The sequence below is a fragment of the Pseudomonas sp. FP2294 genome, assembly GCF_030687625.1.
Lineage (GTDB): Bacteria > Pseudomonadota > Gammaproteobacteria > Pseudomonadales > Pseudomonadaceae > Aquipseudomonas > Aquipseudomonas shahriarae.
Map to the genome: position 1 here is coordinate 3446617 of NZ_CP117441.1, position 21978 is coordinate 3468594.

The window sequence follows — 21978 nt, forward strand, 5'->3', positions numbered from 1 at the left end:
ACTCCCACCATTTGATGTGCCTTTAACCGTCAGAAATCCCGCTTGTAGAAGATATCCAATGAACTGGCCACGCCGCTGGCCACTTCCAGGTACACCCTCTTGCTCAGCAGGTAACGCAAGGCAATGGTGCTGGCCGGTTCGAACACCCCGACCCCGTAACGCAGGCTGAGTTTCTCGGTGATCTTGCCGCTGGCCACCACTGCCGTGTTGGTGCCGCTGCCCTGGGTGTCCAGCTCAAAGTCCTGGATCCCCAGGTTCTTGGCAATGTCCGAGGTCACGCCGGCACTGCCCATCAAGCCCAGGCCCAGTGCCGCTTGCGCCAGCATATTGTTGTCTTCGCCGGTGGTGCTCAACGGACGGCCCAGCACCAGGTAGGACAGCGCCTGCTCCTGGCTCATGGCCGGCTCCGAGAAGATCTGCGTGGTCGGCTGCTCGGCACTGCCACTCAGGCGGATACCGGCGATCACGTCGTTGGTCTTGCGGATGGCTTCGATATCCAGGTATGGCTGGTCCAGCGGCCCGGCGAACAGCAGGCGCGCACGCCGCACATCCAGCCTCTGGCCATAGGCGCGGTAGCGCCCGTCGTTGAGCCACAGCTCGCCACGGGTGTCCAGGTTATCGCCGATATGCACCTGGCCCTGGACCTTGGCAGTCAGGCCGAAACCGGCAAAGTTGAGCTGGTCCTCGCCCACGACCACGTTGATGTCCATGGCGATGGCCATCGGCGGCTTGCCCTCTTCGGTCTGGCTGCCGACGATCACCGTGTCATCCGAGACCTTGACCGTCGATGGCGGCAGTTCACGCACAGTGATATCACCGCGCGGGATATGCACATTGCCGGCAATCGCCAACTTGTCGTCCTTGAGCGTGATCTTCAGGTCAGGCGCCACTTCCAGTTCGGCGTAGGGCTCGACCGTGACCGGCAGTTGCGAGCCTTGCAGGCTGAGGTCAACGGCCAGGGCCCGGCCCCAGTCGATCTGCCCCTTGAGGCTGCCCTGCCCGGCCTTGCCACTGCGCCAGCCGCCGTTGAGCTGCACGCTTTCGCCGGCGATCAGGGCCTGCACGTTCAGGCCTTCAAGGCTGATGGGCAGTTCGGGTCCGGAAATCTCGCCGGCGATCAGGTTGACGTTGCCGTTGACCTGCGGCGCCAACAAGCCGCCGGAGATGCGCCCGCTGCCATTGAGCTTGCCATTGAGTTTTTCCACCATCGGCACAAACGGCCGCGCTACCGCCAGGTCCAGGCCGGTAAGGCTGAAGTTGCCGGAGACCGGCTTGTTTTTCGCCAGCGGGTTGATCTGCGCCTGCAGCAGCAACTCGCCGAGCTTGCCACCGCGGAAATTCAGCTGGGTATCAATGCGCGTGGGGTTGAGCGTGGTGTCCAGTTTGAGGGTGTCGTAGGGGAAGTCCAGCCACTGGTCCTTGTCCTTGACCCGCAACGTGCCGCCACTGGCATCCACCGCGATCAGGCCTTTAGGGCCGCTGGTCGGCAGGTCGAGCTGGATATCGGCGTTGAGTTTGCCTTGCCAGGCGAAATCCTTGGGCAGCCACTGCGCCAGGCTGTCGATGGGGAACTGCTTGAGGTGATAACGCAGCTTGGGATCGGGCATCAGTCGCTGGTCTTCGCCACACAGGCTGGCGGGCCCGGAGACCCAGCAATGGGCAGCGAAGGTCAGCTTGCCATCGGCCATGCGCTCGATTTTCGCCGGGGCCTGCAGCTTCCAGTCCTGGCCCCCGGCCTGCACCTCGCCACTGGCCAGGCGCCCGCGCCAGTTACCCTTGTCGAGCGTGCCGTCCAGGGCCAGGGCCAGTTTGACCAGGGGGCCCATGAGGTCCAGTTGGACTTTCTGGTTTTTGATGTCGCCCTGGGCGCTGGCGGTCAAGGTACCGAGCTGGGTATCCCCGGCCTGGATGCCGGTGCCCTTGAGGTCGATCTTCGCCCGTTGTGCGTTATCAAGCGTGGCGTCCAGGGTGAGGGCTTGCAGGCGGTTATCTTCAAACACCAGTTGCTGGCCCTTGAGGTCGAGCTTGCCCTGGGGCGCCTTTAGAGTACCGGCCACATCGAGTCGACCATTGACCTGCCCACGCAACTGCGGCCACAGCTGGGCCAGGCGTGCGAGCTTGATGTCGATCTGCCCGGCCAGGCGCTGTTGCAGGCTGCCGCTGCCATTGATGCGGTTGTCACCCAGGCGGATATCCAGGTTGGCCAGGGTCCACTGCTCGCCCGCGCCTTCGGCCTTGGCGGCCAGCACCGCCGTTTGGCCGCGCAAGCGGCCCTTGAGGTCAAGGTCGGCGTTGAGCTTGAGTTGTTCGTTCTTGAACTCGCCCTTGCTGCGCAGCGGCCCGGCCAGGGTACCGGGCAATTCTGCGACCCAGTACGCCGGGTTCAACGCCGACAGGTCCAGCGCCGTATCCCAGGCGATGCCCTCGGCAAATTGCAGGTTCAAGTGCCCTTCGGCCTTGCCCTGGCCAGCGGTCAATTTCAGCTCGGGCAGGAACACTTGCTTGAGGTCGCCACTGAACGGCGTGATCAGGCTGAATTTGCCGGCCGGGCCATCGAGGTCGGCCTTGAGATTGCCCAGGTAGTTGCCGTCCTTGTAGGACACTTCACCGTTGAAGGTGCGTAGCACCACTTGCGGCTCGTCAATCAGCGGATACAGGCGATGCCAGGGGAAGTCCAGCCAGTCGATTTTTGCGTCTGCGCTGAAGCCCTGCTGCCAATCCAGTTGGGCGCTGAGCTTGAGGCTTTGCTTGTCCCCGGCATTCAGGTCCAGGCCGGCGAGCTGCGCGCCCTTGGCATCGACCCGGCCTTGCAGCAACAGGTCAACCGGGCCCTTTTCTGCGGGTAATACAGCCTTGCCCAGCAACTGATAGCCCTTGCCCAGGTCGCCCTTGGCAGTCAGGTCCAGTTGGTTGAGCTGCAAGGTGTCCGGCAAGTCGGCGGCAGGTTTGAAGCCATCGGCGGTGATTCGCAACTCTGCTGGCAGGTTCTCGACCAGGGGTTGCAGCTCGCCGCTAAGTTTGGCCGGCAGGTAGCCCGTGCTGTCGGCGTCGAGCTTGAGGGTCTTGAGCAGATCACCGGTCACGTTCAGCGCCACCGTCCACGGCGCGCCGCCCGGGGCATAGGGCAGGCTCAGGTTGCCGGTCGCGGTCAACGGCCAATCGCCCGCGGGGTGCAGTACACCGCTGAGATCCAGCACCAGGTCGTCGCGTTGCAGATGTACCGCGTCGATCTGCATGCCCTCGGCGGTCCAGTGCGCGGCCAGTTGCAGGCCCTTGAGTTCTTCGCTGCCGTTGAACAGCAGGCTGCCGACGCGCACGTCGCCCAGTTCGATCGCCACGGGCAGGTTCAAGTCCGGCAGGGTAATCGGGCCGCTGCTGTCTTCGGTGCTGGGTGGCAATTGCAGGCTGACCTGCTCCACGTCCAGTTGCCGGATGCACAGGGTCATGCGCAGCAGGCACGCCGGCGACCAGTCGAATTTGGGGGCATTGAGCTCTACGCGGCTGCTGTCTTGTTGCCACAGCACCTGGTCGGCGCTCCATTGCCCACCCAAACGGCCCTGGAAGTTTTCCACGCTCAACCCCGGGACTTGGCCGAGGGCCCAGCGACTGCCGACTTGCGTACCCAGTACGCTCCACACCGCCAGCGGCACCAAGGCAACGACCGCTGCCACACTCAGACCCGCTATTTTCAAACCACGCTTCACAGCTCAGGCCCCATGGAAAAGTGCAAACGAATGCCGCCCGGATCTTCCAGGGCATGGGCCAGGTCAAGACGAATCGGGCCGACCGGAGACACCCAGCGCACGCCGACGCCGACCCCGGTTTTCAGGCTTGGCAACTCAAGGGTGTTAAAGGAGTTGCCCTGATCGACAAAGGTCGCGATCCGCCATTTTTCGGCGATGGAATATTGATACTCGGCGCTCAAGGCCACCATGTAGCGGCCACCGATGCGGTCGCCCTTGTTGTTTTCCGGGGACAGGGTCTGGTACTCGTAGCCACGCACACTTTGGTCGCCACCGGCAAAGAAACGCAGGGACGGCGGCACCGACTTGTAGCCGTTGGTGGCGCTGCCGCCAAACTGCGCGCGGCCGAGGAAACGGTGCTTGTCCCACACGGTGGTCAAGCCCTTGATCATCGCAGTGCCGTACAGCAGGTTGGTGTCAGAGCCCAGCCCTTCCTTGGCCACCTTGGTATCGAACTGCAGGCGATAGCCATTATGCGGGTCGATGCGGTTATCGCTGCGCAGGTAGGAATAGCTGATACCGGGCATCAGCAAATTGCTCAAGCCGGAGTCGTCCCCCAGGCGATATTCTTCGCGCTGCCATTTGAGCGAGATCACCCGTGTCCAGCCGCTGGGCAATTTGCTGTGCCATTCCGGGCCGAGGGTGAGCAGCTTGCTGAGGGTGTCGGTATTGGCCAGCTCTTCATTCTGATAGCCACCGGCAAAACGCAGCTTGTCGGTCAGCGGCGGATCAAGGGGAATGTCGTACCACAGGCCGACGTTCTGCCGGGGCGCCGACAACTCGGCCTCCCAGCCATAGCTGTGCCCCTGGGGGTTGACCCAGTGCCGTGTCCAGTTGGCCTTGCCACGCGGGCCGACGTCAGTGGAAAAACCCAGGCCCAGGCCCATGGTCCGCGGTTTACGGGTTTCCAGTTGGACCGCCACCGGGATCACATCATTGGCCGCCGCTGCCGGGGCGGCATCCACGCGCACGCCCTCGAAATAGCCGCTCGATTGCAGGGCCTGGTTCAGTTCGGCGATCAGTTCGGAATCGTAGGGCGCGCCACTCTTGAACGGCACCATGCGTTGCAAAAGCTCTTCATCAAAGGGGGTATCGCCGGCAAAGTTGACCTTGCCGAGGGTGTAGCGCGGGCCGCTGTCGTAGACCAGTTCGATATCGGCCACGCCCGCCTGGGGGTCGACGGACAGTGTCTGACGAGTGAAGCGGCCACTGAAATAGCCGAAGCGCGAGGCCTGGTTCTGGATCAGGCGCTTGGCGTCTTCGTAATGGCCATGGTTGAGTACGGCGCCGGACTTGAGGTCTTTGCTGTCGGGCACACGGAAGGATTTGAGTTCGGCCGCCGGGCCGTCGACGCGAATCGTGACATTGCGTAAATGCACCGGTTCGCCGGGGTCGATACTGAGGATCAGGCGCGGATTCTTGCCGGGCTTTACCTCACTGGCAATCTGCGGCTGATAAAAGCCCAGTGCCTGGGCGGCCTTGCGCGCCTGCTCCTCGGCACCGCGACTGAAGCGCTGCAAGGCCTCTTCGTCACGCTCGCCAACCCCGCCGATATAGCCTTCGATATTGGCCTTCAGCGCATCGTTTGAAGGCTTGACCCGCACGTCCAGTTCGCTTTGTGCCAAGGCGCCGCAGCTTGTGAACAGCAGGATCAAGCCGCTGGTAATTTTATTTGGAAACTTCATAGGCGCGGATGCTACACGAGCTGAGGAGCACCTTAGAACCTGGAATTGTCTGAATAATTCTGGGTTAAGGCGTTGCAGGTTGTAACACCTGGGGATTCGGGTGAAAAAACACATGCTCCAGAATGGGTCCTACAGCCACCTCTGCCACTTCGGCATAGCCCTGGCGCTTGTAGAACTCCAGGTACAGCGGATTGCCGGTATCCAGCACCACCCCTTGTGAATGCGGGTCTTCGGCGCACCAGTTATGCACGGCTTCCAGCAGTTGTTCGCCGTAATGCTTGCCCTGGAATTGCGGGTGGACCCCCAGCAGCGGCAGCACATGCACCGACTCCGATGGCAAGCACGCCAGCACCGCCTGATGGTATTCGAGGTAGCGCCGGGTGCACCTGAAACCGGTGCTCAGCCACATGCGCAATTGCCAGGCCCAGCTTTCCGTGATGCCCAGGCGCCGTTGCGGCGGGGCAATCAGGGCGATGCCGATCAGGCGGTCATTGACCAGCAGGCCGATGGCCGGCAGTTCCTGGAGAAAGTGCTGCTTGACCAGCTCGCGCACCGTCGCGCGGACCCGCTGCTCGTACCCTGAGCGTTCAGCTTCGAACAGGTAGGCAAAGGTCGGCTCATGCCGATAGGCGTGGTACAGCAGCGAGCGCGCTTCGCGGGAATAGCCGCTATCGAGCAGGTGCACCTGGGCAACGGCGGTCGAGGTGTCGGGCATCAGTCGTATCTCCCCTGGGCGCCACTCAAAAAGGTCGCGCTCTTATTGTTACGAGCCCGGGGCAACGGAGTCGTTCCCTGCCATTGGCTCCCTGAGAGACATTAGCAGCGCATCTGTCCTACCGCCACGCTGGCCCCCGTCCGACTTGTCGGCTAGCATCGCCCTTTTGCCAGACTGGACTGCCGACCATGAAAATCGTCTCTTTTAATATCAACGGGCTGCGCGCCCGGCCTCATCAGCTGGCGGCCCTGATCGACAAACATCAACCCGACGTGATCGGCCTGCAGGAAACCAAAGTCCACGACGAGCAGTTCCCGCTGGCCGAAGTCCAGGCCCTGGGCTATCACGTGTACTACCACGGGCAGAAAGGCCACTACGGCGTCGCCCTGCTCTCGCGCCAGGAACCGCTGGCCCTGCACAAGGGGTTTGCCAGCGACGAAGAGGATGCCCAGCGCCGCTTTATCTGGGGCACCTTCGCCGATGAACACGGCAACCCGATCACCATCATGAATGGCTACTTCCCACAGGGCGAAAGCCGCGACCACCCGACCAAGTTCCCGGCCAAGCAGCGCTTTTACGAAGATCTGCAGCACCTGCTGGAGAGCCAGTTCAGCAATGACCAGGCATTGGTGGTGATGGGCGACGTGAATATTTCCCCCGAGGATTGCGACATCGGCATCGGTGCCGACAATGCCAAGCGCTGGCTGAAGACCGGCAAATGCAGCTTCCTGCCGGAAGAACGCGAGTGGATGGCGCGCCTGAAGAACTGGGGCCTGACCGACAGCTTCCGTCACCTCAACCCGGACGTGGCGGATCGCTTCAGCTGGTTCGATTACCGCAGCCGCGGCTTTGAAGACGAACCCAAGCGTGGCCTGCGGATCGACCTGATCATGGCCTCCAACGGCCTGTTGCCACGGGTCAAGGATGCGGGTGTGGACTATGAGTTGCGCGGCCTGGAAAAACCCTCGGACCATGCGCCGATCTGGCTGGAACTGAGCTGATCTTTGCGACCACACCATAAAATGTAGGAGCTGGCTTGCCTGCGATGGCGCTGGGTCAGTCGATAGATATGTTGACTGACACACCGCCTTCGCAGGTAAGCCTGCTCGCACATTTGGACCGGCTGGGTGTCAGTCATATTTTGGCAACCTTACTGACTTAATCTGCCCGCACGTCCTTTGGCTTGAGAAGGTGCCGGCATGATGCTGCGCGTTCTGTACCTGCTGACACTTTGCAGCGTTTTTCCTCTTACAGTTTCTGCAACGCCCCTACCCTTTCCCGAACACGGCCCGGCCTTACGCATCCAGGGCTCCAACACCATTGGCGCGGCGTTGGGCCCGGCGCTGGTCAGGGGTTTGATGGAGCAACAGGGTCTCAAGGCTGTACACAGCGAAACACCCGCCCACCCCAACGAAGAGCGCCTCGTCGGCACCAGCCCCCAAGGCAAGCGGGTACTGGTCGAGATCGCCGCCCATGGTTCCAGCACCGGCTTTGCCGCGCTGAAACAGGCCGCGGCCGACCTGGCGGCCGCGTCACGCCCGATCAAGGACCGCGAACTGGTGGACCTCGAGCCCCTGGGTGACCTGAAAAGCCCCGGTGCCGAACAGGTGATCGCGATTGATGGCCTGGCAATCATCCTGCACCCACGCAACCCGCTGCAGGTGTTGACCACCGAACAACTGGCGAGGATTTTCAGCGGCGAGATCAGCACCTGGGAAGCCTTGGGCGGCAGCGGTGGGAAGATCCGCCTGTATGCTCGCGATGATCAATCCGGCACCTACGACACCTTCAAGGAGCTGGTGCTCAGCCGTCGCGGCAAAACCCTCGACAGCAAGGCTCAGCGCTTTGAATCGAGCGAGCAATTGTCCGATGCAGTCAGCCAGGATCCTCAGGGGATTGGCTTTATCGGCCTGCCCTATGTGCGTCAGGCCAAGGCGGTGGCCATCAGCGATGGCGACTCCCAAGCCATGTTGCCGCAGAGCAGCCTGATCGCCACCGAAGACTACCCGCTGTCGCGCCGCTTGTTTTTCTATCTGCCGCCCAACAACAGCAATCCCTGGGCCGAAGCGCTGGTGGACTTTACCCAGAGCGCCCAAGGCCAGGCCATCGTGGCGGCCAATGGTTTTATCGCCCAGCAGGTCCAGGCCATCACCGTGCAGCCACGGGCGCCGATGCCAGCCGACTACCAGGCCATTGCCCGCGATGCGCAGCGCCTGACGGTGAATTTTCGCTTCGAAGAAGGCAGCGCCAGCCTGGACAACAAGGCGCGCCAGGACCTCGCCCGCGTGGTCGCTTATATAGATAGCCACGATAAACGGGACAAGCGTGTCACGCTGGTGGGGTTTGGTGACGCCAAGGATGATCCGCAGCGCGCCGACCTGCTGTCCAAGCTGCGGGCAATGGCGGTACGCCGGGAGCTGGTCAAAAGTGGTGTGGTGTTGCGCGATATTCGCGGCTTCGGCGCCGAGATGCCGGTAGCGGCGAATACCGTGGATGAGGGGCGGATCAAGAATCGCCGGGTGGAGGTATGGGTTTATTGAAACCTGAAGACGGGTGTGGATTGGCCCACCGCAATCGCGGGCAAACCCGCTCCCACACTGACCGCGTGCGATCACAATGTGGGGGCGGGCTTGCCCGAGATACCGGCGACTCGGTCCTACTGGCCGCTGCGCATCAGTTCTTTAGGCACATATTTGCCAATCTCGAACTTGCCAATCGCCGCCCGGTGCACTTCATCCGGGCCGTCGGCCAGGCGCAGGGTACGTTGCATGGCGTACATGTAGGCCAGCGGGAAGTCATTGGAGACCCCGGCACCGCCATGGATCTGGATCGCCCGGTCAATCACCTTCAGGGCCACATTCGGCGCCACGACCTTGATCTGGGCGATTTCACTTTTCGCCACTTTGTTGCCGACCGTATCCATCATGTAGGCGGCCTTTAACGTCAGCAGGCGTGCCATGTCGATTTCCATCCGCGAGTCGGCGATTTTGTCGATATTGCCACCCAGGCGCGCCAGCGGTTTGCCGAAGGCGGTGCGGCTGACCGAACGCTTGCACATCAACTCCAGGGCCCGTTCAGCCATGCCGATCGAGCGCATGCAGTGATGGATACGGCCCGGGCCAAGGCGCCCCTGGGCAATTTCAAAGCCGCGGCCTTCACCCAGCAGGACGTTTTCGTACGGCACACGCACGTTGTCAAACAGGACTTCGGCATGCCCATGGGGCGCGTCGTCGTAGCCGAACACCGGCAGCGGCCGGACGATTTTCACCCCAGGCGCATCCACCGGTACCAGGATCATCGAGTGCTGCTGGTGGCGCGGCGCATCCGGGTTGCTCAGGCCCATGAAGATCAGGATCTTGCAGCGCGGGTCGCACGCGCCGGAGGTCCACCACTTCTTACCGTTGATCACCCACTCGTCACCCTGGCGCTCGGCGCGGGCGGCCATGTTGGTGGCGTCGGAAGACGCCACATCGGGTTCGGTCATGGCGAACGCCGAACGGATCTCGCCACGCAGCAGCGGCTCCAGCCAGCGTTGTTTCTGCTCTTCGTTGGCGTAGCGCACCAGCACTTCCATATTGCCGGTGTCGGGTGCCGAGCAATTGAACGGCTCCGGCCCCAGCAGGGAGCGGCCCATGATTTCGGCGAGCGGCGCGTATTCCAGGTTGGTCAGGCCAGCACCCAGTTCGGATTCCGGCAGGAACAGGTTCCACAGGCCTTCGGCCTTAGCCTTGGCCTTGAGCTCTTCCATAATCGCAGTGGGCTGCCAGCGGTCACCTTCGCTGACCTGGCGTTCAAACACCGGCTCGGCGGGGTAAACGTAAGCATCCATAAACGCGGTGACGCGTTCACGCAGTTCCTGAACCTTGGGCGAATAGGCAAAATCCATGAGCAGCTCCCTTCTTGGAGAGGTTGTTTAGGTCATGCAAACGATGCTAGAACAGCGCTGATAATTTACCTAGCCTATTCTCGGCGTGTATTAACATTCATCACCGATATATGATCGGCGTATGAAAACCTAACAAGAAGAGCGCAACGAAATGAATCTGAGCAAGGTCGACCTCAATCTTTTCATCGTCTTTGACGCGATCTACACCGAAGCCAACCTGACCCGTGCCGGACAGATCGTGGGCATCACCCAGCCGGCCGTATCCAACGCACTGGCACGCCTGCGCGAGACTTTCAACGACCCGCTCTTCGTGCGGACCGCCCAGGGCATGGTGCCGACCCCCATGGCCCAGAACATCATTGGCCCAGTGCGCAATGCCCTGTCGTTGCTGCGGGTGTCGGTGCAAGAGAGCCGGATCTTCAACCCGTTGCAAGCGGCCAAGACCTACCGCATCAGCATGACCGACCTCACTGAAGCGGTGATCCTGCCGCCGCTGTTCCAGCGCCTGCGCCGCCTGGCGCCCACGGTGATCATTGAGAGTTTCCTGTCCAAACGTCGGGAAACCACCAAGGAACTGGCCGCCGGCCGCCTGGATTTCGCAGTGGACGCGCCGCTCAACACCGACCCGCAAGTGCGCCACGTCAAGCTGATGGAAGACCGCTACGTGTGTGCCATGCGCAAGGGCCACCCGATGGCGGGCAAGGAAAAGTTCAGCCTCGATGACTACCTGTCGCTGACCCATATCCATATTTCCAGCCGGCGCAATGGCCTGGGCCACGTCGACCTGGCCCTCGGCAAAATGGGGATCCAGCGCAAGATCGCCCTGCGCTCCCAGCATTACCTGATGGCTTCCCAGGTGTTGCAGCAGACCGATATGGTAATGACCGTGCCCGAGCGCTTTGCACGGCGTAACGAGCTGCACTCGTTCAACCTGCCGGTCAATGATGTGCCGCCGGTGGAAACCCACTTGTACTGGCATGAAAGCACCGACCAGGACCCGGCCAACCGCTGGATGCGCGAGCAGATGATCGAGTTGTGCCAGCAGGTTACCGCGCGTGAGAAGAAGTTGGATAACACGTAGGCGGTGATTTGCTTGACGTTTACGTCAAGCAGCCATTAGCGTAGCGCCAAGACCCTCCTTGAGCGCCACCATGAGCACGACCTACAGCATCTCCGACCTGGCCCGCGAGTTGGACATCACCACCCGGGCCATTCGCTTCTATGAAGAACAGGGCCTGCTGCGCCCCGAGCGCCGCGGCCAGGAGCGTATCTATTCGCCCCGGGACAAAGTCAGCCTGAAGCTGATCCTGCGGGGCAAGCGCATCGGTTTTTCCCTGGCCGAATGCCGCGAACTGATCGAACTCTACGACCCCAGCAGCGGCAATCAAAAGCAACTGCACAGCATGCTGGCAAAAATCAGCGAACGCCGTGAGCAGTTGGAACAGCAGTTGCTGGACATCGAGCAGATGAAACTGGAACTGGACACCGCCGAAGAACGTTGCACCCAGGCCCTGGAACAGACGATCCAGAGCCAGGCCGGCCAACCCCAATAAAAAGGTAGATCCCATGTCTCTCCCCTCTCAGGTGCGCCTGATCGAAGTCGGCCCGCGCGACGGTCTGCAAAACGAAGCCCAGCCCATCAGCGTGGCCGACAAGGTGCAACTGGTCGACGCCCTCAGCGCGGCGGGCCTGGGCTATATCGAAGTCGGCAGTTTTGTCTCGCCCAAGTGGGTACCGCAGATGGCCGGCTCGGCCGACGTGTTTGCGCAGATCCAGCGCAAGCCGGGCGTGATCTATGGCGCGTTGGCGCCGAACCTGCGGGGCTTCGAGGACGCGCTGGCGGCCGGGGTCAAGGAGGTCGCAGTATTTGCAGCGGCGTCCGAGGCGTTTTCCCAGCGCAATATCAACTGCTCCATCAGCGAGAGCCTGGAGCGCTTTGCACCCATCATGGCGGCGGCACAACAGCACGGCGTGAGTGTGCGCGGCTATGTGTCCTGTGTCTTGGGTTGCCCCTATGAAGGTCAGGTCGCCCCGGAGCAAGTCGCTGCGGTGGCCCGCGAGCTGTATTCCATGGGCTGCTATGAAGTGTCCCTGGGCGACACCATCGGCACCGGCACCGCAGGCGCTACGCGGCGCATGTTCGAGGTAGTGGGCAAGGACGTGCCACGGGCAAAGCTCGCCGGACACTTCCATGACACCTACGGCCAGGCCATCGCCAATGTCTACGCCAGCCTGCTGGAGGGTATCCAGGTGTTCGACAGCTCTATCGCGGGCCTTGGCGGCTGCCCCTATGCCAAGGGCGCCAGCGGTAACGTGGCCACCGAGGACGTGCTGTACCTGCTCGACGGCCTGGGCATCGAAACCGGTATCGACATGGACAAGTTGATTGTAGCGGGCCAGCAGATCTGTACGGTCCTGGGCCGCCCCACCGGCTCACGCGTGGCCAAGGCCCGTAGCACCCGTTGAGTAGCGCGCCTGCTCCGATGTGTTACCTCGCGGCTACACATCGGGTAACACGGGAACATATTTTGTCGCATTCCCTGAAGTAAATTTCCTACTAAAAAATCAAACCATTGATTTTAAAGGGCTTTTAAAAGTTGGCACGGCTTCTGCTATCTCTATGGCATAACAAGAATAAAAAGCACCAAACCTAATAAAAATAAGACGTAACGACTCTGACATAACAAAAACAACACGGCAGAGACGCAGCTAACAGATTTTTTTGGAGAAGATGTGCTTCGCAGGGTACGGCGCAAGCCGCCACTCGCAACCGGGCAGAGAACAATAAAACTACCTCAAGGTAGCTACCCACTGGTTGGATCGCGTGCGAAGAAGCAGATCAGCGCTCAAAAAAATACGTTTGCTCTTGACCCCGGATGGGGGTCGCCAAAAACAGCGGTAAAGGGCCACGGTTGCCAAAAACAACAATAGACCGCCCCTCAATAATAAAAAAAGAGCACGTAACAACAAATTAAAGGGGAGCTTCGGCTCCCCTTTGTGCTGTCTGGGTGAAAACCATTGCGCGGTACATGCAAAGGCAAATGTGGGAGCGGGCTTGCCCGCTCCCACATTTTTGATCGGCGCCAGATCTCAGTCTTCGCTACGCAGTTGCTCGATGGTGATCTCACGCATGCGAAACTTCTGAATCTTCCCCGTCACAGTCATCGGAAACTCTTCGACAAAGCGGAAATGCTTCGGCGTCTTGAAGTGTGCAATGCGCCCCTTGCACCAGGTTTGCAGTTCCAGCTCGTTGGCCACGTGCCCGGGGTGAAACTTGATCCAGGCCACGATCTCTTCGCCATAACGCTCATCGGGAATGCCGATGATCTGTACATCCGCCACCGCCGGGTGGGTGAAGAAGAACTCCTCCAACTCCCGTGGGTACACGTTCTCGCCACCGCGAATGATCATGTCCTTGTTGCGCCCGGCGATGCACACATAACCCTGCTCATCCATGGTCGCCAGGTCGCCGGTGTGCATCCAGCCGGCGTCGTCGATGGCTTCGCGGGTGCCTTCAGGGTTGTTCCAGTAGCCGAGCATCACGCTGTAGCCTCGGGTGCACAACTCGCCAATCTGCCCACGCGGCACGGTGTTACCGGCCTCGTCGATGATTTTGCTTTCCAGTTGCGGCTGGGTCCGCCCGACCGTGGTCACGCGCCGCTCCAGATCGTCATCCGCGCCGGTCTGCAGGGAAACGGGACTGGTCTCGGTCATGCCGTAGGCAATCTGCACCTCGCTCATATGCAAGTCGCTGATGACCCGGCGCATCACCTCTATCGGGCAGGTGGAGCCGGCCATGATCCCGGTGCGCAGACTCGACAGATCGAACGTGCTGCGTTGCGGATGATCGAGCACCGCAATAAACATCGTGGGTACGCCGTACAGGCCGGTGGCGCGCTCTTCGGCCACGGCGGTCAGGGTCAGCAGTGGGTCGAAGCCGTCATTGGGATAGATCATCGTGGTGCCATGGGTGATGCAGCCCAGGTTACCCATGACCATGCCAAAGCAATGATAGAGCGGCACCGGGATCACCAGGCGATCCTGCGCGGTCAGGCCCAGGCTTTCGCCAACCATGTAACCGTTATTGAGGATGTTGTGGTGACTGAGGGTGGCGCCCTTGGGGAAGCCCGTGGTGCCGGAGGTGTACTGGATATTGACGGCTTGATCGAAGTGCAGGCTGGCCTCGCGGTGCTGCAATTGTTCCGGGGGTGTCCCCGTCCCCAGGGCCGACAATTGCGACCAGGGCATGAACCCCGAGGGCGGTCGCGCATCCAGGCTGATCACCCCACGCAGTTCCGGCAATAGATCACAGTGCAACTGGCCAATGCCCTGCTCCGCCAGTTCCGGCACCAGCGCCTGCAGCATGCCGTGGTAGTCGGAGGACTTGAACGAACCGGCACAGATCAACCACTGGCAACCCGACTGCTTGAGCACGTATTCCAGCTCGCTGCTGCGGTAGGCCGGGTTGACGTTGACCAGAATCACCCCGAGCTTGGCGCTGGCCACCTGGCTGATGCACCACTCGGCACAGTTCGGCGCCCAGATGCCGAGGCGATCCCCGGCCTGCAACCCCAGCGCCAGCAGCCCGCGTGCATGCAGGTCCACGGCTTCGGCTAGCTGCCGCCAGGTGTAGCGCAGCTGCTGATGGCGCACCACCAGGGCCTCGCCCTCCGGGTACTGCGCCACCGTGCGGTCAAATGCCTGGCCGATGGTCATGGCCAGCAAGGCCTTGTCCTGTGGGCCACGGCTGTAGCTCTGATTCGGTTGATCCATGACGACCCCTATTGTCTTTTTTGTAGGTGGACGGTGCGCCGGTCAGGCGCGAGCTTGACGTTAACGTAAGCTACGATTGACAGTCATGCAACGCAAGTTTACGTTAACGTAAAGGTGATCGCCCAATGGCGTCGCCAGCCCCACAACAATAATGTTTATAGGTGCCCCTCCATGAGTTACCCGACCCTGAATTTCGCCCTCGGTGAAACCATCGACATGCTGCGCGACCAGGTGCAGGCCTTCGTGGCCAAGGAGCTGGCGCCACGGGCAGCGCAGATTGATATCGACAACCTGTTCCCCGTGGATATGTGGCGCAAGTTCGGTGACATGGGCCTGCTGGGCATCACCGTGCCGGAAGAATACGGCGGTGCCGGTCTGGGTTACCTGGCCCACGTGGTGGCCATGGAAGAAATCAGCCGCGGCTCGGCCTCGGTGGCGTTGTCCTACGGGGCGCACTCCAACCTGTGCGTCAACCAGATCAACCGCAACGGCACTCATGAACAGAAACTCAAGTACCTGCCCAAGCTGATCAGCGGCGAACACATTGGCGCCCTGGCCATGAGCGAGCCGAATGCGGGCTCTGATGTGGTGTCGATGAAGCTGCGCGCCGACAAACGCGGCAGCGTGTATGTGCTCAACGGCAGCAAGACCTGGATCACCAACGGTCCCGATGCCCACACCTATGTGATCTACGCCAAGACCGACCTGGAAAAAGGCGCCCATGGTATTACCGCGTTTATTGTCGAGCGCGACGCCAAGGGTTTCAGCCGCAGCAACAAGTTCGACAAGCTGGGCATGCGCGGCTCCAACACCTGCGAGCTGTTTTTCGATGACGTCGAAGTGCCCGAAGAAAACATCCTCGGCGTGCTCAATGGCGGGGTCAAAGTGCTGATGAGCGGCCTGGACTACGAGCGTGTGGTGCTCTCCGGCGGCCCTACCGGGATCATGCAGGCCTGCATGGACCTGATCGTCCCCTACATCCACGACCGTAAGCAGTTCGGGCAGAGCATCGGCGAATTCCAGCTGATCCAGGGCAAAGTTGCCGACATGTACACCCAGCTCAACGCCAGCCGCGCCTACCTCTATGCGGTGGCCCAGGCCTGCGAGCGCGGCGAAACCACGCGCAAGGACGCCGCCGGGGTGATTCTGTACAGCGCCGAACGCGCAACACAGATGGCCCTCGATGCGATCCAGATTCTCGGCGGCAATGGCTACATCAATGAATTCCCCGCAGGCCGTCTGTTACGTGATGCCAAGCTATATGAAATCGGCGCGGGCACCAGTGAGATCCGACGCATGTTGATTGGTCGCGAACTGTTTAACGAAACCCGCTGAGGGAGTGCACCATGGCCACCCTGCACACCCAACTCAACCCGCGTTCGGCGGAATTCGCCAGCAACAGCGCGGCGATGCTCAAACAGGTCGATGCCTTGCACACCCTGCTCGCCCAGGTCCAGCAAGGCGGCGGCAGCAAGGCCCAGGAGCGTCATACCTCCCGTGGCAAGCTGCTGCCGCGCGAGCGTATCAACCGCCTGCTCGACCCGGGCTCGGCGTTCCTCGAACTCAGCCAACTGGCGGCGTATCAGGTCTACGGTGAAGAGGTACCGGCCGCGGGCGTGATCGCCGGGATCGGCCGGGTCGAAGGCGTCGAATGCATGATCGTCGCCAACGATGCCACGGTAAAAGGCGGTTCCTACTACCCGCTGACCGTGAAAAAACACCTGCGCGCCCAGACCATCGCCGAACAGAACCGCCTGCCCTGCATTTACCTGGTGGACTCCGGCGGCGCCAACCTGCCGCGCCAGGACGAGGTGTTCCCCGACCGCGAGCACTTTGGGCGGATTTTTTTCAACCAAGCCAATATGAGCGCCCAGGGCATTCCGCAGATTGCCGTGGTGATGGGCTCCTGCACGGCGGGTGGCGCTTATGTACCGGCGATGGCCGATGAAGCGATCATGGTGCGCCAGCAGGCCACCATCTTCCTCGCCGGGCCGCCACTGGTGAAGGCCGCCACCGGTGAAGTGGTCAGCGCCGAAGACCTTGGCGGTGCCGATGTGCACTGCAAGATCTCCGGGGTGGCCGACCATTACGCCGACAGCGACGAACATGCCCTGGCCCTGGCCCGTCGCAGCATCGCCAACCTCAACTGGCGCAAACAGGGGCAGTTGCAACAGCGCACGCCGGTCGCGCCGTTGTATGCCAGCGAAGAGCTGTATGGGGTGATCCCGGCCGACGCCAAGCAACCGTTCGATGTACGTGAAGTGATTGCGCGACTGGTGGACGGCTCGGTCTTCGATGAATTCAAGGCGCTGTTCGGCACCACGCTGGTCTGCGGCTTTGCCCATTTGCATGGCTACCCCATCGCGATCCTCGCCAACAACGGGATCCTCTTCGCCGAAGCGGCGCAAAAAGGCGCGCACTTTATCGAGTTGGCCTGCCAGCGCGGGATTCCCCTGCTGTTCTTGCAGAACATCACCGGCTTTATGGTTGGGCAGAAATACGAAGCCGGCGGCATCGCCAAGCACGGCGCCAAGTTGGTCACGGCCGTGGCCTGCGCCAAGGTGCCGAAATTCACAGTGATCATCGGCGGCAGCTTTGGTGCCGGTAACTATGGGATGTGCGGGCGCGCCTACGACCCGCGCTTTTTGTGGATGTGGCCCAACGCCCGCATTGGCGTGATGGGCGCCGAACAGGCCGCCGGCGTGCTGGTGCAGGTCAAGCGCGAACAGGCCGAGCGCAGTGGCCAGGCGTTCAGCGCCGAGGACGAAGCGCAGATCAAGCAGCCGATCCTCGACCAGTACGAAACCCAGGGCCACCCTTACTACTCCAGCGCCCGCCTGTGGGATGACGGCGTCATCGACCCTTTGCAGACCCGTGACGTGCTGGCCCTGGCCTTGTCCGCCGCGCTGAATGCCCCCATCGAGCCGAGCCGCTTCGGCGTGTTCCGCATGTAATTGGAGCTGCACCCATGAGCGATTTCAACACTGTTGAGCTGGTCAACGACCCCCGTGGCTTTGCCACGCTGTGGTTGAGCCGGGAAGAGAAGAACAACGCGTTCAACGCCGAAATGATCCGCGAGCTGATCATTGCCCTGGACCAGGTCCAGGCCGATGCCGCGCTGCGTTTTCTGGTCGTGCGCGGGCGCGGCAAGCATTTCAGCGCCGGCGCGGACCTGGCCTGGATGCAACAGTCGGCCGAACTGGATTACCACACCAACCTCGACGACGCCCGCGAATTGGCGGAGTTGATGTACAACCTGGCCAAGCTGAAGATCCCGACACTGGCGGTGGTCCAGGGCGCGGCCTACGGCGGCGCCCTGGGCCTGATCAGTTGCTGCGACATGGCCATTGGCGCCGATGATGCGCAGTTCTGCCTGTCGGAAGTACGCATCGGCCTCGCGCCGGCGGTCATCAGCCCGTTTGTGGTGCAGGCGATTGGCGAGCGCGCGGCACGCCGCTATGCCCTGACCGCAGAACGCTTCGACGGTCAGCAGGCCCAGGCCATCGGGCTATTGGCGCAAAGCTACCCGCTGGATGCGCTGGATCAGCACGTCGAGCAATGGATCGCCAACCTGCTGCTCAACAGCCCGGCCGCCATGCGCGCCAGCAAGGATTTGTTGCGCGAAGTGGGTAATGGCGCCCTGACCCCGGCGTTGCGCCGCTACTGCGAAAACGCCATCTCGCGCATCCGCGTCAGCGCCGAGGGCCAGGAAGGCTTGCGCGCATTTTTGCAAAAGCGTGCGCCCAGTTGGCAGTCCCAGGAGCCACGTTCATGAGTGCACCGTTGATTACCTGCGTACTGGTGGCCAACCGGGGCGAAATCGCCTGTCGGGTCATGCGCACGGCCAAGGCACTGGGCATGACCACCGTTGCCGTGCACAGCGCCACGGACCGCGATGCGCGCCACAGCCGAGAAGCCGATATCCGGGTGGACCTGGGCGGCAGCAAGGCCGCCGACAGCTACCTGCAGATCGACAAACTGATCGCCGCGGCCAAGGCCAGCGGCGCCCAGGCGATTCATCCAGGCTATGGTTTTCTTTCCGAAAACCCACGCTTTGCCCGAGCGATTGAAGAGGCCGGGCTGATTTTCCTTGGCCCGCCCGCCTCGGCCATTGATGCCATGGGCAGCAAGTCGGCGGCCAAGGCATTGATGGAAACCGCTGGCGTGCCGCTGGTGCCGGGTTACCACGGTGCCGGCCAGGATCTGGAAACCTTCCGCCAGGCCGCCGCGCGCATTGGCTACCCGGTGCTGCTCAAGGCCACGGCGGGCGGCGGCGGCAAGGGCATGAAAGTGGTCGAGGACGAAAGCCAACTGGCCGAAGCCCTGGCCTCGGCCCAGCGCGAGGCGCTGTCGTCGTTTGGCAATGCGCAGATGCTGGTGGAAAAGTACCTGATCAAGCCCCGCCACGTGGAGATCCAGGTGTTTGCCGACCAGCACGGCCATTGCCTGTACCTCAATGAACGCGACTGCTCGATCCAGCGTCGCCATCAAAAGGTCGTCGAAGAAGCACCGGCCCCCGGCCTCAGCCCTGCCCTGCGCCAGGCCATGGGCGAGGCAGCGGTGCGTGCCGCCCAGGCGATTGGCTATGTGGGCGCCGGCACCGTGGAGTTCCTGCTGGATGCGCGCGGTGAGTTTTTCTTTATGGAAATGAACACTCGCTTGCAGGTAGAACACCCGGTGACCGAGGCCATCACCGGCCTGGACCTGGTGGCCTGGCAGATTCGCGTGGCGCAAGGCGAGCCGCTGCCCATGACCCAGGAGCAGGTGCCGTTGCGCGGCCACGCGATTGAAGTGCGGCTGTATGCCGAAGACCCGGCCAATGACTTTTTGCCGGCCACCGGGCATCTGGCGCTGTACCGCGAATCGGCGCCAGGCCCGGGACGGCGGGTGGACAGTGGCGTCGAGCAAGGGGACGACGTCTCGCCCTTCTACGACCCGATGCTTGGAAAACTGATTGCCTGGGGCGAGGACCGCGAACAGGCGCGCCTGCGCCTGTTGAGCATGCTCGACGAGTTTGCGGTCGGCGGCTTGAAGACCAACCTGGGCTTCTTACGGCGCATCATCGGCCATCCCGCCTTTGCCGCAGCGCAGTTGGATACCGGGTTTATCCCGCGTTATCAGGAGCAACTGCTGCCTGCCGCCAGTGCGTTGAGTGATGAGTTCTGGCAGGCGGCCGGTCATGCTTTCATGCAGAGCCAGCCCTCCCGGCTGCGGCAGGACGATCCTGCCTCGCCGTGGGCTGCAACCCTGGGCTTTCGTGCGGGCCTGCCTGCCGAAACATCCCTGCATTTGAGCAGTGACGGCCAGGATCGCCTGGTAACACTGCAAACCAGCACCGCGCCGCAACTGCGTGGCGAACAATTGCTGATCGAGGATGCTGGCATCCGCCGTTCGCACTTGGCCGTGCGCCATGGGCAGACGCTGTTCCTGCGCTGGCAAGGTGAGATGCGCAGCGTGACGCTGTTTGACCCGATCGCCGCCGTCGATGCCGGACAAGCCCATCAGGGCGGCCTGAGCGCCCCCATGAACGGCAGCATCGTGCGGGTGCTGGTGGAAGTCGGGCAGACAGTGGAGGCCGGTGCGCAACTGGTGGTGCTTGAAGCGATGAAGATGGAGCACAGCATCCGCGCGCCCCATGGAGGCGTGATCAAGGCCCTGTATTGCCAGGAAGGCGAAATGGTCGGCGAAGGCAGCGCCTTGGTGGAGCTGGAAGCCCAGGCCTAGAACTTCACCGTGGCCTGTACCACCACGCCGATGATCCGGCAGTCATCGGTGAGCAGGGCTTTGGGGTAGGTCGGGTTGAGCGGCACCAGGTAACGCTGGCCGCTTTCCTCGATCAACTTGCGAAAGGTAGCCTGGCTGCTGCCGGCCCATTGGGCCACCACCAATGTACCGGGCTCGGCTTCGCGGGCCGGGTCCACCAGGATCATCATCCCTTCGGCAATACTCGGCCCACTGGGCGCGGTCATCGCATCGCCGCTCACCTGGAGCCAGAACGCCTCGCCGTCGGCCTCGTAATCGCTCGCCTCAAAACGCGTGGCGCCATAGGCTGGCCGCTGTTCGTGCACCTGGCAGGGGTGTTTCCAGTCGGTCACAGGGTAACGAAAATACGGATTGTATTGAGTGACCGACGCGGCGTCGTCGTTCGCCGGGGCGTCGCTTTTTTCGCGGATCACCAGCACCGTCTCCAGATAGCCCAGGCCCAGCTCTTCGAGCACCCGGTTCATATCGGCGAGGCTGGGCACCCGGCGCTTGCCCAGCCAGTGGCCAATGCCGCCCTGGGACATGCCCAAGCGTGCGGCCAGTTGATGCTGCGTGACCTTGCGGGCCTTCATGTTGGCTTTGACCAACGCTATCCATTTATCCATGGGCCACACAATACCGGATGAATTCAGGGCGACAATAAACAGTTTGTAGTAATCAATCAAATGACATAAATACAGATCGTATTATTATCAACCCCACCTGTTCACCTTCCCACCCAGAGCACCGACCTCATGACCACTACCCTGGATCACCTGCCTGGCACACCTGATGACGATGAAATAAAGTTCTTGCAGGGCAGCGAAGCCGCCCGACGCGCACTGGACTACTACTTGAAAGAGGACACGGAGCCAGTGGACGATGTGGCCTTTTTCGAGGCCAACCCCCATGTCAGCAGCGAAGAAGCCCTGGTGCATGCCTCGGACCTGCTGCGCAGCGCCGCCGCCATCGCGTATGAATTGGCGAACAACAAGCTGGGGGGCACCCGAGACCTGGCGTTTTCAGTGGTGTATTTGATTGATATGGCCAAGGCCATGCTGGAGCGTCCACTGCAACTGGCAGGCGGCAAAGCCTCATAGCCAGATAGGCGTGCAGGAACAGAAGGAAAAATATTTCTATCAGACGGATAAAAACATTTGACTTGCAAATGATAATGATTATTATTGCAAGCAGCTGGTCGCGAGATCAGTCGATAGGCCAAGAGACCTTAGGTCGGACTCTTGGAATATCTCCTCATCAGGCTAATCACGGTTTTTGACCCGGCTCTTTGGCCGGGTCTTTTTTTTGCCAGTTATTCTGGCGTGGCTTCAGGCTAATGAAGACTGTGTGTTGCTCGATGGCGCGCATGGTAGCAAAAGACAATCACCGAAAGAAAGCCGATCAAGCGCTCTGGCCCGCTTCTTTCCAAGATAG

The 21978-nt window shown here is 61.7% G+C and carries 16 protein-coding genes; 10 read left to right on the plus strand and 6 right to left on the minus strand.

Annotated elements, in window-relative coordinates; all coding sequences use genetic code 11:
• Window positions 1-29: 29 nt before the first annotated feature.
• From PSH73_RS15210 to PSH73_RS15220, 3 genes are all read right to left on the minus strand, one after another.
• Window positions 30-3704, minus strand: a complete 3675-nt coding sequence (locus tag PSH73_RS15210) for a translocation/assembly module TamB domain-containing protein (protein WP_305460852.1) — start codon at window positions 3702-3704, stop codon at window positions 30-32.
• The gene (locus PSH73_RS15215; protein ID WP_057441574.1) at window positions 3701-5428 is read right to left on the minus strand and encodes an autotransporter assembly complex family protein; all 1728 of its coding nucleotides are present in this window, start codon (window positions 5426-5428) and stop codon (window positions 3701-3703) included. Before PSH73_RS15215 ends, PSH73_RS15210 begins: the two co-directional genes overlap by 4 nt.
• A gap of 64 nt (window positions 5429-5492) precedes the next feature.
• Window positions 5493-6143: a GNAT family N-acetyltransferase gene (locus PSH73_RS15220; RefSeq protein WP_057441572.1), complete on the minus strand. Its 651-nt coding sequence runs from the start codon at window positions 6141-6143 to the stop codon at window positions 5493-5495.
• A gap of 188 nt (window positions 6144-6331) precedes the next feature.
• Here PSH73_RS15220 and xthA point away from each other — a divergent pair, with 188 nt between their 5' ends.
• Complete coding sequence (gene xthA, locus PSH73_RS15225) at window positions 6332-7144, plus strand: exodeoxyribonuclease III (RefSeq protein ID WP_057441571.1); 813 nt, start codon at window positions 6332-6334, stop codon at window positions 7142-7144.
• A gap of 198 nt (window positions 7145-7342) precedes the next feature.
• Entirely contained in the window at window positions 7343-8683 is a 1341-nt protein-coding gene (locus PSH73_RS15230; protein ID WP_128593486.1) for a substrate-binding domain-containing protein, read from the plus strand.
• 116 nt (window positions 8684-8799) lie between these two features.
• On the opposite strand, the gene PSH73_RS15235 is transcribed toward PSH73_RS15230, so the two are convergent.
• Window positions 8800-10029 (minus strand): acyl-CoA dehydrogenase, encoded by a 1230-nt coding sequence (locus PSH73_RS15235; RefSeq protein ID WP_029298342.1) that lies wholly within the window; start codon window positions 10027-10029, stop codon window positions 8800-8802.
• A gap of 151 nt (window positions 10030-10180) precedes the next feature.
• Between PSH73_RS15235 and PSH73_RS15240 the strand changes: the two genes are divergently transcribed.
• The 3 genes from PSH73_RS15240 to PSH73_RS15250 all read left to right on the plus strand — a co-directional run bounded on the left by PSH73_RS15240 (window position 10181) and on the right by PSH73_RS15250 (window position 12495).
• Entirely contained in the window at window positions 10181-11110 is a 930-nt protein-coding gene (locus tag PSH73_RS15240; protein WP_057441562.1) for a LysR family transcriptional regulator, read from the plus strand.
• 70 nt (window positions 11111-11180) lie between these two features.
• On the plus strand, window positions 11181-11582 hold the full coding sequence (locus PSH73_RS15245) for a MerR family DNA-binding transcriptional regulator (protein ID WP_057441560.1): 402 nt from the start codon (window positions 11181-11183) through the stop codon (window positions 11580-11582).
• A 13-nt stretch (window positions 11583-11595) separates the two neighbouring features.
• Window positions 11596-12495, plus strand: a complete 900-nt coding sequence (locus PSH73_RS15250) for a hydroxymethylglutaryl-CoA lyase (RefSeq protein WP_273866780.1) — start codon at window positions 11596-11598, stop codon at window positions 12493-12495.
• 624 nt (window positions 12496-13119) lie between these two features.
• Here PSH73_RS15250 and PSH73_RS15255 read toward each other — a convergent pair.
• Window positions 13120-14802, minus strand: a complete 1683-nt coding sequence (locus PSH73_RS15255; protein WP_128593485.1) for an AMP-binding protein — start codon at window positions 14800-14802, stop codon at window positions 13120-13122.
• Between the two features lie 171 nt (window positions 14803-14973).
• Between PSH73_RS15255 and PSH73_RS15260 the strand changes: the two genes are divergently transcribed.
• Genes PSH73_RS15260 through PSH73_RS15275 form a run of 4 tightly spaced genes read left to right on the plus strand, consistent with a single transcriptional unit; the run spans window position 14974 to window position 20526 of the window.
• Complete coding sequence (locus tag PSH73_RS15260) at window positions 14974-16137, plus strand: isovaleryl-CoA dehydrogenase (RefSeq protein ID WP_057441554.1); 1164 nt, start codon at window positions 14974-14976, stop codon at window positions 16135-16137.
• A gap of 11 nt (window positions 16138-16148) precedes the next feature.
• Window positions 16149-17756, plus strand: coding sequence for a carboxyl transferase domain-containing protein (locus tag PSH73_RS15265; RefSeq protein WP_057960040.1), 1608 nt, complete (start codon window positions 16149-16151; stop codon window positions 17754-17756).
• 14 nt (window positions 17757-17770) lie between these two features.
• The gene (locus PSH73_RS15270; protein ID WP_120733498.1) at window positions 17771-18577 is read left to right on the plus strand and encodes a gamma-carboxygeranoyl-CoA hydratase; all 807 of its coding nucleotides are present in this window, start codon (window positions 17771-17773) and stop codon (window positions 18575-18577) included.
• Window positions 18574-20526, plus strand: a complete 1953-nt coding sequence (locus PSH73_RS15275) for an acetyl/propionyl/methylcrotonyl-CoA carboxylase subunit alpha (protein WP_169961072.1) — start codon at window positions 18574-18576, stop codon at window positions 20524-20526. The genes PSH73_RS15270 and PSH73_RS15275 overlap by 4 nt, the downstream gene beginning before the upstream one ends.
• Here PSH73_RS15275 and PSH73_RS15280 read toward each other — a convergent pair.
• Window positions 20523-21170 carry a LexA family transcriptional regulator gene (locus tag PSH73_RS15280; protein WP_057960078.1) on the minus strand — a complete coding sequence of 216 codons (648 nt, stop codon included), beginning with the start codon at window positions 21168-21170 and terminating at the stop codon, window positions 20523-20525. The two genes, PSH73_RS15275 and PSH73_RS15280, sit on opposite strands and share 4 nt — an antisense overlap.
• Before the next feature lie 129 nt (window positions 21171-21299).
• Between PSH73_RS15280 and PSH73_RS15285 the strand changes: the two genes are divergently transcribed.
• Entirely contained in the window at window positions 21300-21644 is a 345-nt protein-coding gene (locus tag PSH73_RS15285) for a DUF3077 domain-containing protein (RefSeq protein ID WP_057960043.1), read from the plus strand.
• Window positions 21645-21978 lie beyond the last annotated feature (334 nt).